Consider the following 15,348-nt stretch of genomic DNA (forward strand, 5'->3'; position numbering starts at 1 on the left):
ACGAGGAAACGATGAGGAAACGACGAGGAATCACGCATCTCGTACGGAACGCGTGTGAGGGGAACGATAGCGCTCCGGCCACGCGTTCCGGGAGGTGAAGGGACCAAGAGGCATCAAGAGGGATGATGAGGGACCAAGAGGAGCCACAGGGGCCGACGGGGGCCCGTAAGGCGGTGCCCTTTGGCGTCAGGCCCGGGGCCGCGCCCGGAACCGACCCGGCAATCTCACCGGCCACTCCCGCCACTTTCCCCGTGCGCCATGTCTGGTACGCCGCCTACGGGTCGAATATGCATGCCGGTCGGCTGGGGTACTACCTCGTCGGGGGGCGGCCGCCGGGTGGGCGGCGGGTGTATCCGGGGTGTCGGGATGGGCGGGCGCCGGTGCGGTCGGTGGCGGTGATGCTGGTGGGGGTGGTGTATTTCGCCACCGAGTCGCGGGTGTGGACCGGGGGGCGGGCGTTCTACGACCCGGACGGTGGGGGTGAACTGCCCGCGCGGGCCTATCTGATGACGGTGGGGCAGTTCTCGGATGTGGCGGCGCAGGAGATGTACCGGGAGCCGGGGGAGGATCTGGAGCTGACGGAGGTGCTCGGGCGGGGGCGGGCGCGGCTGGGGCCCGGGCGGTACGAGACGCTGGTGTGTGCCGGGTGGCTGGAGGGGGCTCCGGTGCTGACGTTCACGGCGCCGTGGCACCGGGGCGACGTCGCGGTGCGGCCGCCTTCGGGGCCGTATCTGCGGCATCTCGTGGCGGGAATCGTCGAGACGCACGGGTGGAGCGCGGAGCAGGCCGGCGCGTATCTGGCGAGCTGTCCGGGGGCGGCGGGACGGTGGACGGCCGGGGAGATCGCCGCCTTGGTCCGGTAGCCGGGCGGGCGCCCGCTGCGGAGGTCCGATCCCCGCTCAGGCGCGGCCTTCGAGGAAGTCGGGGAGGTCGGCGAAGGAGTCCAGGACGTGGTCGGGGGTGCCGTCGGCCGCGTGGTGGGTTTCGGGGAGGTACTTGCCGGTCTTGACCAGGACGCCCGTGATGCCGTGCCGCTGGGCCGCCAGGACGTCGGATTCGATGTCGTCGCCGATCATGAGGGTCTCGGAGGCGGTGGCGCCGAGGTGGTCCAGGGCGGCGGCGAAGAACGCCCCGGCGGGCTTGCCGGTGATCTCGGCCTCGACGCGGGCGGCGCGCTCCAGGCCCAGGAGGAACGCGCCGGTGTCGAGGTCGAGGCCGCCGGCGGTGCGCCAGTACAGGTTGCGGTGCATGGCGACGAGCCGGGCGCCGTTTTGGAGTTGGCGGAAGACGGTGTTCAGGGAGCGGTAGTCGAATTCGGGGCCGGCGCCACCGAGGATGACGACGTCCACGGCCTCAGCGTTCCCCGCTCCGTTCCCGTTCGCGGACGCGTCCGGTGCCGGGTCGTCGACCAGGGTCACGCCCGCCAGGTCGTCGCGGACGTCACCGCTGCTGAGCAGCAGGCAGCGGGCGCCCGGGTGGTGGGCGCGCAGGTGGGCGGCGGTGACGGCGGGGGCGGTGAGGATGTCGTCGGGGCCGACGGGGAAGCCCGCCGACGCCAGGGTCGCGGCGATCGAGCCGCGGGTCCGTGAGGTGGTGTTGGTGACCAGGGCCAGCGGGAGTCCCGCGGCGCGCAGGCGTTCCATGGCTTCGACGGCGCCGGGCAGCGGTTCCCAGGAGACCGTGAGCACGCCGTCGATATCGATCAGGACCGCTCGGACGCGTCCGCTTCGTTCCATAGGGCAGACGGTAGCGGTGGGCGCGGGCGGTCGCCCGGGGGCCGTCGCCCGAGTTGCGGAACACCGGGGGATGGAGTTGGTTCGAAGGAGAAGCAGGTGACCGAAACAGGCGAGTGCGTATCTCGGTGAGGTATCTCGGTGAGGTATCTCGGTGAGTACGTATCTCTCCGGGTAGAGGGTGAACCGCTGTGCTGTTCACTGACCGCGTGGATGCCGGGCGCCGCCTCGGCGAGGCGCTGAGCGGTCTGGCGGAGGAGAAACCCGTGGTGCTGGGGCTGCCGCGCGGCGGCGTTCCGGTGGCCTACGAGGTGGCTCGGGCGCTCGGCGCCCCCCTTGATGTGATCGTGGTCCGCAAACTGGGCGTGCCCTCCCACCCCGAGCTGGGGTTCGGTGCCATCGGCGAGGGCGGGGTACGGGTGATCAGCGACGACGTCGTACGCCGGGGCCGGGTGCGGCAGGCGGACCAGGTGTCGGTCCAGCGGGCCGAGGAGGCGGAGCTGGCCCGCCGGGCGCGGCGGTTCCGGGCGGGCCGGCCGCGGCTGACGGTGGAGGGCCGGGCCGTGATCGTGGTGGACGACGGGATCGCGACGGGTTCCACGGCGGCCGCCGCGTGCCAGGTGGCGCGGGCCATGGGCGCGGCGCGGGTGGTGCTGGCCACCCCGGTGGCGCCGCCGGACGCGGTGGACTGGCTGCGTACCCAGGTGGACGACGTGGTGTGCCTGGCGACGCCGCTCGGGTTCTCCGCCGTCGGCGAGTGGTACCGGGACTTCTCCCAGACCTCCGACGAGGAAGTCGTCGAGCTGCTCGCGCGGGAGGGGGGAGAGACGGGGGAGGCGGGGGAGGCGGGGGAGACGGGGGAGACGGGGGATCCGAAGGACTCGGAGGACGCGGAGGACGCGGAGGGCCCGACGGGCGGCGTGGGCGGCGGCAGGTTGGGCGACGGTGATGAGGTGGTGGAGATGGCGGTCGAGATCGACGCGGGAGGCGTGCCGCTCGCCGGGGATCTGAGCCTGCCGCCCGGCGCCGGTGCGGTGGTGATGTTCGCGCACGGCTCGGGCAGCAGCCGGCACAGCCCGCGCAACCGCTCCGTGGCGACGGCCCTGAACCGGGCCGGCCTGGGCACCCTGCTGTTCGACCTGCTCACCCCCGCGGAGGCGGCCGAGCGGGCGAACGTCTTCGACATCGCGACCCTGGCCCGCCGGCTGGCCGACGCCACCCGCTGGCTGCGCGAGAGCCACGACTCCCTGGCGATCGGCTACTTCGGGGCGAGCACCGGAGCCGCCGCGGCGCTACGGGCCGCCGCCGCACCGGACGCCGACGTGGGCGCCGTCGTCTCCCGCGGCGGCCGCCCCGACCTGGCCGGGGCACGGCTGGCGGACGTACGGGCGCCGACCCTGCTCATCGTGGGCGGCGACGACACCACGGTGCTGGACCTGAACCGTCAGGCCCAGGCGGAGCTGCGCTGCGAGAACCGGCTGGCGGTCGTGCAGGGCGCCACGCATCTCTTCGAGGAACCGGGCGCCTTGGAGGAGGTCGCGGACCTGGCCCGGGCGTGGTTCACCACGCACCTGGGAACCTCGCACCTGGGCACCGCGCCCCTGCGGGCGTAGAGCGGCCGGCCCGGGCGTAGTGCGGCCGGTCCGGGCGTGGTGCGGCCGGTCCTCGCCGATGCCGGTTGGCGGTCCCGATTGCCGGTCCCGGTCGAAGTCTTCAAGTCCTCCCTGGGGAGGGGCCGTTCTGGACGGGGTGTTCAGGAACGGGTGTTCAGGACGGGCTGTTCACGTCCTGCTGTCCGTCGTGAGTGTCGTCCGTGACTGTCGTCCCGTCGTCTCACCGGCGCGGGGTTGTCACGCGCCGTCGCGTGTGCCGGGTGCCGCCGGACGCCGTCGGCTCAGGCCGCACATCCGGGGCGCTCGCGGCGGCGGGCCGCGGGGATGAGGGCCGCGGGGATCTGGGCGGCACCGTGCGCGGCGGCCGCGGTGGCGAGCGTGGGCAGCGGCTCGACGCCGGTGGTGAGGCGGGTGCGGGAGGTGGGCGAGGCGCCGTGCGCCTCGGCCCGGATGCGCTGCTTGATCGTGGGTGGCAGCAGCGCGCGGCCGGTGACCGGCGCCGGGGCGGAAGCGGCGGGCCCGGCGAGCTGCGCGGCGGGCTCGGCGTACATCGCGGCCTCCCGGCGGGCCGCCGAGGCCGGGGCGGAGACACCCAGTGAGGCCAGCAGCTTGCCGAGTACGGCAAGGCACACCGCCCAGAACTTCCTGATCTTGGTCGCGGCCATGGCTCCTCGCTTTCCGTGGGGATCGGTTCCGCGCTCGAGCCGTCGCGGGGACGATCCGTCGCAGGGTCGATCTGTTGCGTTTTCTTATGATGAGTACGCAATGCGAGGAACCGGGGAATGACGCCGCCGGACCGGCGCTCTTCGGATGAACACCACCCGTACGCAGCAGTCCCCCGACGAGCGGGAGAGCGACCGGACGGCTATAGGGCCGCCCGGTCGCGCCGTTCAGGCAGTCGTCGGGTGGCCGCCCGCGGCCGTTTCCGTCATCATGCGGATCGCCTCGGGCTCGGGGGTGTCGGGCGCGATGAGCAGGAGGTCCCAGCGGCCGTGGCCGTGGGAGACCAGGCAGAGGGTGTCGGGGCCCGGCCGGCCGGTGGTGGTGCGCAGGCGGACCACGTGATCGGCGACGAGTATGTGGCCGGGCAGACGGGACCACCGGGCGCCGTTGACCGTGGCGTGGGTGATCCGCGGCCAGTCGAAGGGCAGCGCGAGCAGCAGCTCGGGGAGTTCGGACACCAGGTCGGTGGTGTGCGGCCACCACGCGCCGTCGATCCGCCGGGCGATACCGCTGGGCGGCGCGATGGCCAGCCGGGAGACGGGGGGCGGCGCCGGGTGTGCCGGGTGGGCGGGACGGGCCCCTTGGACGGTGGTCATGAAGTCTCCTCAGTCACGGAAAGGGTGTGACGGTTACGGAGGGTGCCCCGCGGCGCCGTGGTGGGGCGCCGGGTCACCACACGAACGGAAACGGTGCACGGTCCGGCCCCCTAGGCGCTGCCCGTGTCGATCCGGCGGGCCGCGAACCGGGCCGGATCCGGCCACCGCACGTCCCACACCCAGCCGGCCCGCTCGAAGAGGCGGATGACGGCGGCGGACACATCGATCTGGCCCCGGTCGACGCCGTGCCGGGCGCAGGTCGGGTCGGCGTGGTGCGTGTTGTGCCAGCTCTCGCCGAAGGAGAGCAGCGCCAGCGGCCACAGGTTGGTCGCCCGGTCGTGGCGCCGGGTGCGGAACGGCCGCTCACCGATGACGTGGCAGAGCGAATTGACGCTCCAGGTGACGTGGTGGAGCAGCGCGATACGGACGAAGCCCGCCCACAGTAGGGCCGTCAGCCCGGTGACCCACGTGCCGCCGAGGGCCCAGCCGAGCACGAACGGCAGGCCGAGGGTGAGCAGGCACAGGGCGGGGAAGGCCCGGTCGACGGCGCGGATGCCGCGGTCGGCGAGCAGGTCGGGCGCGTAGTGCTCGTGGGAGGTGGGGTCGTTGCCGAACAGCCAGCCGATGTGGGAGAACACCAGGCCGCGGAGCTGTCCGCGCAGGCCGGTGCCGTAGCGGTACGGGGAGTGCGGATCGCCGGGGCGGTCGGTGAAGGCGTGGTGCCGGCGGTGGGTGGCGACCCAGTCGATGACGTCGCCCTGGAAGCTCAGCGACCCGGCGACGGCGAGCGCGACGCGCAGCGCGGGCTTCGCGGTGTAGCTGCCGTGGGTGAGGCCGCGGTGGAAGCCGACGGTGACGCCGAGGCAGGTGATCACGTAGAAGACGGCGGCGAGCACCAGGTCGGTGAGGTGGACGGCGCTGCCCCACAGCAGCGGGATGGCGACTCCGAGACCCACGAACGGGGCGATGACGATCACCGCGGTGATCGTCACGTACAGGCGCCGGCCTCCGCCGGCCGGCGGCTCGGGGCCGTCGGTGGGAAACGGTGAGGTGCCGTCGTACTCCCGCACACGGTCATGGGGGTGCGGGGTGGTGCCGGTGGCGGCGGTGGGGCCGGCGGTGTCGGTGGAGGAAGTGGGGAACGGTGCTGACACGGGCACTCCAGGTGCCTGGGAGATGGGTGGAGCGGCGGCCGGGCGCCGGGTGATCAACTGCGGTCGTCGGGCCGCGAGCCGTCCGCGGCCTCGCCCGGCCGGTCACCGGGCGACCAGAGCCGGAAGGGCGCCGAGGGCTGGTCGTCGCACGGCGGGTCGGCCTCGCGCAGGGTGTCGACGGTCAGGTGGAGAAGGGTGCCGCTGCCGTCCTCACAGGCGGGATAGCTGCGCTGTTCCTCGCCGGCGAAGGCGCGATGGAGCACCTCGGCGACCTGGCGGGCGGCGTCGGGCGTCGCCGCGACGATCCGTACCTCGGCCAGGCCGGGCGGGGGCAGCGGGTGGTCTGCGTAAGCCGCCAGGACCGGGTCCGGCGGATAGGCGTCCGCGCCGCGGTCCGGGCCCGGGCGTCTGGTGGTGTGCGGGTGGTTCACCGGTCCTCGCCCACCCTTCGGGACGACGGCGGCGAGCCGGCCCTGTGGGTTCCGGGTGGGGCGTCCTCACCCGGCGGCCGTGCCGCGCGGAGGCTGTCGAGGAGCGCGGCCCACCGTGCGTGCCGTCCCCCGGTCCGTCGCGTGGGGCGGTCCGCGGTGTGCGGGCGGTGTGGCGGGTGGGGAGCCGCGTGGCGGTGGGTGGCGAGCCGGCCGGCCTGCTGGGCGTTGACCCGGGCGATGAAGAGCGCCCCCAGGGCCACCAGCGCGAACAGCACGATCACGGTCAGGAGGGTCTGCATGATGCTCACCTCACTCGGGGGCATCGCGGCAGTCATGGCGCGCCCGGTGTTGTGGAGAACCGAGGACGAGGACGGCGTGACTGCCGGCATGCGAAATGCCCTCGGTGCCTCCACCGTACTCCGGACCGGATCCGGAAATCGTCCCGATACGGTCATAGCGCCTGAATCGGTCTCGTCGCGGCGTAAGGGGTGGAACGTTCGAGGGCGGCCGACCGTCAACTTCTACAGAACTGTAGATTTTACTCGCACGTGACCGCGCGTGACCGCGTGGCCGCCACATGACCGTCCGGCCGCCACGCGCGACCGCGCGGAATGACGGGGAACGACAAGGAGAGAACCACATGGCGCTGTGGGACCGGATCAAGGATTCCGCCCAGACGATGCAGACCCAGCTCGTCGCCAAGAAGAACGACCTCAAGAGCGGTGCCTTCCGGGACGCGAGCATGGCGATGTGCGCGCTGGTGGCCGCCGCTGACGGCCACATCGACGCGGCGGAGCGTCAGCGGGTGGCGCAGCTCATCGCCACGAACGAGGTACTGCGCAACTTCCCGGCCGACGAGCTGCGCCGGCGGTTCGACGGCTACCTCGACCAGCTCACCGCCGACTTCGACTTCGGCAAGGTCGCGGTGATGCAGGAGATCGGCAAGGTGAAGAAGAAGCCGGTGGAGGCGCGTGCCGTCCTCCAGATCGGCATCGTCATCGGGGGCGCCGACGGCGACTTCGACAAGGCGGAGCGGGCGCTGGTGCGCGAGGTGTGCTTCGCGCTCGACTTCGCACCGGAGGAGTTCGACGTGTGAGGAGCGGGCGGGGCGGCGGGACCGCGGAGGCCGCGGGCCGGCTGCCCCACCCGCCCGCCGCGCGAGCTGCCCCGCGCCGCCCGCTGAGTAAAATGCTCCGACGTCCCGGCCAGCGGGGCACCTGGCACGACGGGAGGCGGCGGCATGGGCGGCACGCCCTTCGAAAAGCCCCTCGGCGGCAGCGGGCGGGCGCGGCGCCGGCGCGGACAGGGCCAGCTCGAAGCCCAGGTGCTGGCGGCGCTGCACCATTCGGCCGGCCCGGCCACGGCGGCCTGGGTCCAGGAACGGCTCGGCGGCGACCTCGCGTACACGACCGTGATGACGATCCTGTCCCGGCTGCGCACGAAGAAGGCCGTCACCCGCGAACGGTCCGGCCGCGCCTACGTCTGGAGCCCCGCCGCCGACGAAGCCGGCCTGGCCGCGCTGCGCATGCGCCGCGTACTGGACGGCGAACCGGACCGCGACGCCGTCCTCACCAGCTTCGTCTCCGCCCTCTCCGCCCACGACGAGCGGCTGCTGCGCACCCTCCTGGACCGCGCCACCGGCGACGACCCGGCCCCCGGCGAGTCCCCCGCCGGCCCGGACCCGTCCGGCCCGGGCCCCTCCGGCGAAGCGCGCGGAGGCTGACCGGTGGGCGTGTTCGTCTTCCTGCCGCTCGTCCTGCCGCTCAGCGCGCTGCCGATCGCCCGGCTCGCGGAGCAGCATCTCCACCCGCGCCGCGCCACCCGGCTGCTGACCCTGCTGGCCGTCGTGCTCGGCGTGTGCAGCACGCTGTGCCTGGGCCTCCTGATGGTCGTCGGCACGGCCCAACTGCCCGGCAACCCGCTGCCCGACGGCTGGTCGGACCCCGAGGTGCGGGCCGCGGTGCCGTACGCCGAGGTGGCCGGGTCCGCCGCGATCGTCGCGCTGGCCGCCGCCCTGGCCGGCTGCGGCCGGGCGCTGCGCCACGACCGCCGCGTCCGGGCCCGGGCGCACCGGGCGCTGGACGTCCTGCCCGCCGGCGCGGACCCGGCGGTGCTTCCCGACGACGCTCCGTACGCCTACGCGGTGCCCGGCGCCCCGAGGCGGCCCGGCCGCCGCGCCCGCCCGGGCCGGATCGCGGTTTCGCGCGGCATGCTGCGCAGCCTGGACGCCGACGAACGGCGCGCGCTGTTCGCCCACGAGCGCGCGCACCTGAGCTGCCGTCATCACCGCTACCTGCTCGCCGTACGCCTGGCCGGCCGCGTCAACCCGCTGCTGCTGCCGCTGCGTTCGGCGGTCGCGTTCGGCGCCGAGCGGTGGGCGGACGAGGAGGCGGCGCGGGTGGTCGGGGACCGGCGGGTGACCGCCCGGGCCGTCGGCAAGGCGGCGCTGCTCACGCGTCCGGCGCCGTATCCGCTGCCGGCGCAGTTCGCGGCACCCGAGCCGGGGCCCGTGCCGCGCCGGGTGGCGGCGCTCCTCGCGCCGGTGCCACCGGCCCGCGGCTGGCCGCCCGCGCTGACCCCGGCGGGTCTGGCCGCCCTGGTCGCCGCCGCTGGGACGGCCGCCTCCGCGCTGTCCGCGCTGAACGCGGCGGTAGCGCTGTTCGTCGTTCTCAAGGCGGCGACGCCCCTGTGAGGGCACACTGATCCTTGGCTCTTCCGCCCGCGTACCCGGGCTGTGGCCCGACGCGTACCCAGCGACTTCTACAGCGGTGTAGTTGCAGCCGGGTAGAGTTGCGTCCCACCACAGCGCGGCAGGCGCGGCCGGAGGGGGAGATGGCGACGACGTGCGGACTCCTGACCTGGGACTGTCCGCCTCCAGAGGGGGAGGTGCGATGGGTCTATCAGCCCGTGGAGGTCCACCACCCCGACGGCACCTGGCAGTTGGGCCGGATCAGCGCCTGGTGGACGGACGCGTCGGGCGCGCAGTGGTGCCGGCTGCGGACGGTGCCCGGCGGCCGGCGACCGCGATGGCTTCCTTACGACCCCGAGGCCGTACGGCTGCTGCCGAGCGCCGGCATCTGACGCCCCGGCCCGGGCCCGAGCCGCTCCTCCCCGCTCGCCTTCGCCTTCTCTCCTTGCCCGCCGCCGCGCCGCCGTTCGCGGTCGGCGCCGGCGCCGCCCCCTCCCCCACGCAGCACCAGAAGGACCAGAAGGGCCACCGGCGTGCATGACAGACAGACACCTCAGGCGAGGGCCCTCGGGGCGACCGGCGGCTCCGGTGCGGTCGGTGGCTCCGGCGCCCTGCGCTCCGCCGGCGGCTCACGCCGCAAACCGGCCGCGGCCGGCCGCCGCTCCGGTGGCACCCGTAAGGCCGGGCAGGCGGGCGGGGCCGGCGGCCGCCTGCGCATGACCCGCCGCGGCCGCGCCCTGGCCTGGACCGGCGGCGTGCTCGGCGTCCTGCTGCTCGGCACGGTCGGCGCGGGCACCTGGCTGTACCAGCACCTGGACGGCAACATCCACGGAGCGGACATCGGGCTGGGCGGCGACCGCCCCGCCAACCTCAGTCCCGGCTCCAAGAACATCCTGGTCGTCGGCTCGGACAGCCGCGCGGGCGCCAACGCCAAGTACGGCCGGAACCTGACGACCATGCAGTCCGACACCCTGATGGTGCTGCACATCGCCGCCAACCACGAGTGGGCGACCGCGCTGTCCTTCCCGCGCGACTCCTGGGTGCGCATCCCCGCCTGCGCGCGCGGCAACGGCACGAAGTCCGCACCGCACCACTTCAAGATCAACGAGGCGTTCTCGATCGGCGGCGACGGCGGCGACATCGGCAAGGCGGCCGCCTGCACCATCAAGACCGTCGAGCAGAACACCGGCCTGCGCATCGACCACTTCACCTCGGTCGACTTCCAGGGCTTCAAGGGCATGGTCAACGCCCTGGGGGGCATCCGGGTCTGCCCCCAGCACGCCATCCACGACAAGAAGGCCCACCTCGACATGGACGCGGGCTGCCAGAACGTCAAGGGCGAGAAGGCGCTCGGCTACGTCCGCACCCGCTACAGCGTCGGCGACGGCTCCGACCTGGGCCGGATCGGCCGCCAGCAGGAATTCATGAAGGCGCTCGCCGCCAAGGCCCAGTCCAAGCTCACCAGCCCCGGCGACCTCTACGACTTCCTCGACTCGGCCACCAAGTCGATCACCACCGACCGGCAGCTCGCCGGCCTGAAGCCGCTCTACGACCTCGCCGCCACGGTCAAGGACATCCCCAACAACCGCCTCACCTTCCTGACCGTCCCCAACTACTCGCGCGAGGCCGACGTCCCCACCGACAAGGCGAACGTCATCTGGCAGTACCCGCAGGCCGGTGACCTCTTCAGCGACCTCGCCCACGACCGGGAGATCGGCGAGGCCGGCAAGAAGAAGCTCGCCGAGGCCGCCAAGCACCCCGTGACCGCCCGCTCCGTACGCGTCCGCGTCCTCAACGGCACCGGAATCTCCGGTCGCGCCGCCACCGCGGCCGGCGAACTGCGCGCGCTCGGCTTCACGGTCACCACCACCGGCAACGCCCCGGCCACCGCCAAGACCACGCTCACCTACCCCACCGGCCTCCACGACGGGGCCCGGGTCCTGGCCTCCCGCTTCCCCGGCACCAAGATCGCCGTCAGCGCGTCGGCCACGGCCACACCGGGCGAGGTCACCCTGACCCTCGGCCCGGACTTCCCCACCGCCGGCCGCTGACCGCCCGGCCGGACAGCCGGTCTCCCCGGCTTCCCCGGCCGCCCGTCAGCGGCTCAACCGCTCAGCTCCTCAGCCGCTCGACGGGCCTGGCGGTGTGCGACTCGATGTCCTTGGCCGCCGCGTGCAGCAGTTGATGACTGAGGTCGGAAAACGCCCGCGCCACGGACAGCTCGTCCCCGATGGCCGGAACGTTCTCGTCGTTCGGATTGCACCGCGCGGTCCCCTGGCCGACCAAGTGCCCGCCGTCCTTGCCGCGCAGCCGCACCTCGGCCCGGACCTCGCTGCCGCTCTCGGTAATGCTGATCTCCGCGTCCCACTTCTTCGTCTCCGCCACCACAAACCCTCCTCACACACCTCACCGGGCACCCCCGCCACCCCGTACAACGCCCCCACATCGAGCGTCGCACCGGCGCGGACGGGCCGCACCTGGGACGACGACGGGGAGAGCCGGCGGCCGGCTCTCCCCGTGGTCCGTCCTCGTCGGACGGCGGAGCGGAAGGCTCCCGTCAGTCCTCGCCCTCCAGGTCGCCCTCGGTTTCGAGGAAGGCTTCGCGCAGGGCGTTCAGCGTCTCGGGGTCGGGCTTCTCCCACATGCCGCGGGATTCGGCTTCCAAAAGGCGCTCGGCGATGCCGTGGAGCGCCCAAGGGTTGGCGTCCTGGAGGAAGGCGCGGTTTTCCGGGTCCAGCACGTAGGTCTGGGCGAGCTTGTCGTACATCCAGTCGGCGACGACGCCGGTCGTGGCGTCGTAGCCGAAGAGGTAGTCGACGGTGGCGGCGAGTTCGAAGGCGCCCTTGTAGCCGTGGCGGCGCATCGCCTCGATCCAGCGGGGGTTGACCACGCGGGCGCGGAAGACGCGCGAGGTCTCCTCGACCAGGGTGCGGGTGCGGACCGTCTCGGGGCGGGTGGAGTCGCCGATGTACGCCTCGGGGGCCTTGCCGTTGAGCGCCTTGACCGTGGCGACCATGCCGCCGTGGTACTGGAAGTAGTCGTCGGAGTCCGCGATGTCGTGCTCGCGGGTGTCGGTGTTCTTGGCGGCGACCGCGATGCGCTTGTAGGCGGTCTCCATCTCCTCGCGGGCCGGGCGGCCCTCCAGACCGCGGCCGTAGGCGTAGCCGCCCCAGACGGTGTAGACCTCGGCGAGGTCGGCGTCGGTGCGCCAGTCGCGGCTGTCGATGAGCTGGAGCAGGCCCGCGCCGTAGGTGCCGGGGCGGGAGCCGAAGATGCGGGTGGTGGCGCGGCGGGCGTCGCCGTGGGCGGCGAGGTCGGCCTGGGCGTGGGCGCGGATGTAGTTGGCGTCGGCGGGCTCGTCGAGGCCGGCGACGAGCTGCACCGCGTCGTCCAGCAGGCCGATGACGTGCGGGAACGCGTCGCGGAAGAAGCCGCTGATGCGCAGGGTGACGTCGATGCGGGGACGGCCCAGTTCGGCGGCCGGGATGGCTTCCAGGCCGGTGACACGGCGGGAGGCGTCGTCCCAGACGGGGCGGACGCCCAGCAGCGCGAGCGCTTCGGCCACGTCGTCGCCGGAGGTGCGCATGGCGCTGGTGCCCCACAGGGAGAGGCCGACCGAGGTGGGCCAGTCGCCGTTGTCGGTGCGGTAGCGCTCCAGGAGCGAGTCGGCCAGCGCCTGGCCGGTCTCCCACGCCAGGCGGGAGGGGACGGCCTTGGGGTCGACGGAGTAGAAGTTGCGGCCGGTCGGCAGGACGTTGACCAGGCCGCGCAGCGGGGAGCCGGACGGGCCCGCCGGGACGAAGCCGCCGTTCAGGGCGTGCACGGCGTGCTCGATCTCGTCGGTGGTGGCGGCGAGCCGGGGCACGACCTCGCGGGCCGCGAACGTGAGGATGGCGGCGACCTGCTCCCGCTGCGCGTCGGGGACCCGGTCGGCGACCCGCGGCGCGGCGGCCGGGTCCCAGCCGGCGTCCTCCATCGCCTGGACGAGGGCGCGGGCGCGCTCCTCGGTGTCGTCGGCGGTGGTGCGGGTGGCGGCGGACTCGTCCAGGCCGAGCGCCTCGCGCAGACCCGGCAGCGCGGTGGTGCCGCCCCAGATCTGCCGGGCGCGCAGGATCGCCAGGACCAGGTTGACCCGGGCCGGGCCCTCGGGCGCGCCGCCCAGGACGTGCAGCCCGTCACGGATCTGGGCGTCCTTGACCTCGCACAGCCAGCCGTCGACGTGCAGCAGGAAGTCGTCGAAGCCGTCGTCGTCGGGGCGGTCCTCAAGCCCCAGGTCGTGGTCGAGCTTGGCGGCCTGGATCAGCGTCCAGATCTGGGCGCGGATGGCGGGCAGCTTGGCCGGGTCCATGGCGGAGATCGCCGCGTACTCGTCGAGGAGTTGCTCCAGGCGCGCGATGTCGCCGTAGGACTCGGCGCGGGCCATCGGCGGGACGAGGTGGTCGACGAGGGTGGCGTGCACGCGGCGCTTGGCCTGGGTGCCCTCGCCCGGGTCGTTGACCAGGAACGGGTAGATCAGGGGGAGGTCGCCGAGCGCGGCGTCCGGGCCGCAGGCGGCGGACAGGCCCGCGTTCTTGCCGGGCAGCCACTCCAGGTTGCCGTGCTTGCCGAGGTGGACCATCGCGTCCGCGCCGAAGCCGCCGTCCTCCTGGGAGGCGGCGATCCAGCGGTAGGCGGCCAAGTAGTGGTGCGACGGCGGCAGATCGGGGTCGTGGTAGATCGCGATCGGGTTCTCGCCGAAGCCGCGCGGCGGCTGGATGAGGATCAGCAGATTGCCGCGGCGCAGGGCCGCGAGGACGATGTCGCCCTCGGGGTCGCGGCCGGGCTCGCCCACGTGGCTGCGGTCGAGGAACATCTCGCCGGGCGGCGGGCCCCAGTGCTCCTCGACGGCCGAGCGGAGCTCCTCGGGCAGCGTCGCGTACCAGCGCTTGTAGTCGGCGGCCGGGATACGGACCGGGTTGCGGCTGAGCTGCTCCTCGGTGAGCCACTCCTGGTCGTGGCCGCCGGCTTCGATGAGGGCGTAGATCAGCTCGTCGCCGTCGCCGGAGGCGAGGCCGGGCACCTCCTCGGCGCCGAAGTCGTAGCCGTCCGCCCGCAGCCGGCGCAGGAGCGCGACGGCGCTGGCCGGGGTGTCCAGGCCGACGGCGTTGCCGATGCGGGAGTGCTTGGTGGGGTAGGCGGACAGGACGAGCGCGAGGCGCTTGTCGGGCGCCGGGATGTGGCGCAGGCGGGCGTGGCGTACGGCGATGCCGGCCACGCGGGCGGCCCGCTCGGGGTCGGCGGCGTAGACCGGCAGGCCGTCCTCGTCGACCTCCTTGAAGGAGAACGGGACGGTGATCAGGCGGCCGTCGAACTCGGGGACGGCGATCTGGGAGGCGGCGTCCAGCGGGGACAGCCCCTCGTCGTTCTCCTCCCAGGAGGCGCGCGAGCCGGTCAGGCACAGCGCCTGGAGGATCGGCACGTCCAGGGCGGCCAGCGCGCCGGCGTCCCAGGACTCGTCGTCGCCGCCGGCGGAGGCCGCGGCGGGCTTGGTGCCGCCGGCGGCCAGGACGGTGGTGACGATGGCGTCGGCCGGCCGCAGCGCGTCGATCAGCTCCGGCTCGGGGGCGCGCAGCGAGGCGACGAACAGCGGCAGCGGGCGGCCGCCGGCGGCCTCGATCTGGGTGCACAGCGCGTCGATGAAGGCGGTGTTGCCGCTCATGTGGTGGGCGCGGTAGTAGAGCACGGCGATGAGCGGGCGGACGGCCGGGCCGGGGGTGACGCTCGCGTCCGCGGCGGCCGGGCGCTCCAGCTCTCCCCAGGTGGGGGCGGGCGCGGGCGGGTCGAAGCCGTGGCCGGTCAGCAGCACCGTGTCGGACAGGAAGCGGGCGAGCTGGTCGAGGTTGGCGGGGCCGCCGTGCGCGAGGTAGGCGTGCGCCTCGGCCGCGGTGCCGACGGGGACCGTGGACTGCTCCATGAGCTGGGCGTCGGGGGCCTGTTCACCGGTCAGGACGATCACCGGCCGGTGCTGGTCCTCGGCGAGCAGCAGGTCCAGGCCCTCCTGCCAGGCGCGGATGCCGCCCAGGAGGCGTACGACGACGAGGTCGGTGCCGTCCAGGAGGGCCGGCAGCTCGGCGAGGTCGAGGCGGGCGGGGTTGGCGAGCCGGTAGGGCACGGGGCCGGCGGCAGCGCGGGCGCTGAGCAGGTCGGTGTCGGAGGTCGACAACAGCAGAAGCATGCGGGCGCAGGCCTTCCTCGGGGTGTCCGCGCCCCGGGTGGTCGGATGGACGGCGGGAGTTCCTGGCTCGCCCGGCGGTGGCCGGATTCACAGTGGCGGGACCGCGCCGGATTCTCACCGGGCTTCCTCCCTAGGGCCCTGGGACCCTGTGCCGTCTGCATAGTAGATCCTGGCCGGTATCGGGCGGGCGGCCCC

15 protein-coding genes and 1 riboswitch are annotated in these 15,348 nt (G+C 73.9%); of the genes, 7 read left to right on the forward strand and 8 right to left on the reverse strand.

The genetic code is table 11. The annotated features are described in order from the left end of the window. The first annotated feature begins 389 nt into the window (after positions 1 to 389). Entirely contained in the window at positions 390 to 863 is a 474-nt protein-coding gene (locus ACZ45Z_RS25585) for a histone deacetylase (RefSeq protein ID WP_468366697.1), read from the forward strand. Positions 864 to 899: 36 nt separating this feature from the next. On the opposite strand, the gene ACZ45Z_RS25590 is transcribed toward ACZ45Z_RS25585, so the two are convergent. Beyond that, positions 900 to 1,736 carry an HAD-IIA family hydrolase gene (locus tag ACZ45Z_RS25590; protein ID WP_468366700.1) on the reverse strand — a complete coding sequence of 279 codons (837 nt, stop codon included), beginning with the start codon at positions 1,734 to 1,736 and terminating at the stop codon, positions 900 to 902. A 188-nt stretch (positions 1,737 to 1,924) separates the two neighbouring features. Here ACZ45Z_RS25590 and ACZ45Z_RS25595 point away from each other — a divergent pair, with 188 nt between their 5' ends. Next, positions 1,925 to 3,346 carry a phosphoribosyltransferase family protein gene (locus ACZ45Z_RS25595; protein ID WP_468366702.1) on the forward strand — a complete coding sequence of 474 codons (1,422 nt, stop codon included), beginning with the start codon at positions 1,925 to 1,927 and terminating at the stop codon, positions 3,344 to 3,346. Between the two features lie 281 nt (positions 3,347 to 3,627). On the opposite strand, the gene ACZ45Z_RS25600 is transcribed toward ACZ45Z_RS25595, so the two are convergent. The 5 genes from ACZ45Z_RS25600 to ACZ45Z_RS25620 all read right to left on the reverse strand — a co-directional run bounded on the left by ACZ45Z_RS25600 (position 3,628) and on the right by ACZ45Z_RS25620 (position 6,549). Continuing rightward, a complete protein-coding gene (locus ACZ45Z_RS25600; RefSeq protein WP_468366705.1) occupies positions 3,628 to 4,011 on the reverse strand; it encodes a DUF6344 domain-containing protein in 384 nt (127 codons plus the stop codon). A 225-nt stretch (positions 4,012 to 4,236) separates the two neighbouring features. After that, positions 4,237 to 4,665: a DUF5994 family protein gene (locus ACZ45Z_RS25605; protein WP_468366708.1), complete on the reverse strand. Its 429-nt coding sequence runs from the start codon at positions 4,663 to 4,665 to the stop codon at positions 4,237 to 4,239. Between the two features lie 110 nt (positions 4,666 to 4,775). Continuing rightward, positions 4,776 to 5,819, reverse strand: coding sequence for an acyl-CoA desaturase (locus ACZ45Z_RS25610; RefSeq protein ID WP_468366710.1), 1,044 nt, complete (start codon positions 5,817 to 5,819; stop codon positions 4,776 to 4,778). Between the two features lie 53 nt (positions 5,820 to 5,872). After that, the gene (locus ACZ45Z_RS25615; RefSeq protein ID WP_468366712.1) at positions 5,873 to 6,250 is read right to left on the reverse strand and encodes a hypothetical protein; all 378 of its coding nucleotides are present in this window, start codon (positions 6,248 to 6,250) and stop codon (positions 5,873 to 5,875) included. After that, positions 6,247 to 6,549 (reverse strand): hypothetical protein, encoded by a 303-nt coding sequence (locus ACZ45Z_RS25620; RefSeq protein ID WP_468366715.1) that lies wholly within the window; start codon positions 6,547 to 6,549, stop codon positions 6,247 to 6,249. Before ACZ45Z_RS25620 ends, ACZ45Z_RS25615 begins: the two co-directional genes overlap by 4 nt. Before the next feature lie 341 nt (positions 6,550 to 6,890). Here ACZ45Z_RS25620 and ACZ45Z_RS25625 point away from each other — a divergent pair, with 341 nt between their 5' ends. The 5 genes from ACZ45Z_RS25625 (at position 6,891) to ACZ45Z_RS25645 (ending at position 10,990) form a co-directional block, all read left to right on the forward strand. After that, positions 6,891 to 7,346 (forward strand): tellurite resistance TerB family protein, encoded by a 456-nt coding sequence (locus ACZ45Z_RS25625; protein ID WP_468366718.1) that lies wholly within the window; start codon positions 6,891 to 6,893, stop codon positions 7,344 to 7,346. Between the two features lie 144 nt (positions 7,347 to 7,490). Next, entirely contained in the window at positions 7,491 to 7,973 is a 483-nt protein-coding gene (locus tag ACZ45Z_RS25630) for a BlaI/MecI/CopY family transcriptional regulator (RefSeq protein WP_468366721.1), read from the forward strand. A gap of 3 nt (positions 7,974 to 7,976) precedes the next feature. Further along, positions 7,977 to 8,942, forward strand: a complete 966-nt coding sequence (locus ACZ45Z_RS25635; protein ID WP_468366723.1) for a M56 family metallopeptidase — start codon at positions 7,977 to 7,979, stop codon at positions 8,940 to 8,942. A gap of 194 nt (positions 8,943 to 9,136) precedes the next feature. Beyond that, the gene (locus ACZ45Z_RS25640) at positions 9,137 to 9,331 is read left to right on the forward strand and encodes a hypothetical protein (RefSeq protein ID WP_468366726.1); all 195 of its coding nucleotides are present in this window, start codon (positions 9,137 to 9,139) and stop codon (positions 9,329 to 9,331) included. 324 nt (positions 9,332 to 9,655) lie between these two features. Beyond that, positions 9,656 to 10,990, forward strand: a complete 1,335-nt coding sequence (locus tag ACZ45Z_RS25645; RefSeq protein ID WP_468367027.1) for an LCP family protein — start codon at positions 9,656 to 9,658, stop codon at positions 10,988 to 10,990. A gap of 61 nt (positions 10,991 to 11,051) precedes the next feature. Here ACZ45Z_RS25645 and ACZ45Z_RS25650 read toward each other — a convergent pair whose 3' ends face one another. Beyond that, positions 11,052 to 11,324 carry a DUF1876 domain-containing protein gene (locus tag ACZ45Z_RS25650; RefSeq protein ID WP_468366728.1) on the reverse strand — a complete coding sequence of 91 codons (273 nt, stop codon included), beginning with the start codon at positions 11,322 to 11,324 and terminating at the stop codon, positions 11,052 to 11,054. Between the two features lie 172 nt (positions 11,325 to 11,496). Beyond that, entirely contained in the window at positions 11,497 to 15,153 is a 3,657-nt protein-coding gene (gene cobN, locus ACZ45Z_RS25655; RefSeq protein ID WP_468366730.1) for a cobaltochelatase subunit CobN, read from the reverse strand. A gap of 40 nt (positions 15,154 to 15,193) precedes the next feature. Then, positions 15,194 to 15,318, reverse strand: a riboswitch (cobalamin riboswitch). Positions 15,319 to 15,348: the final 30 nt, after the last annotated feature.

This window comes from Streptomyces sp. NPDC031210 (assembly GCF_055570395.1).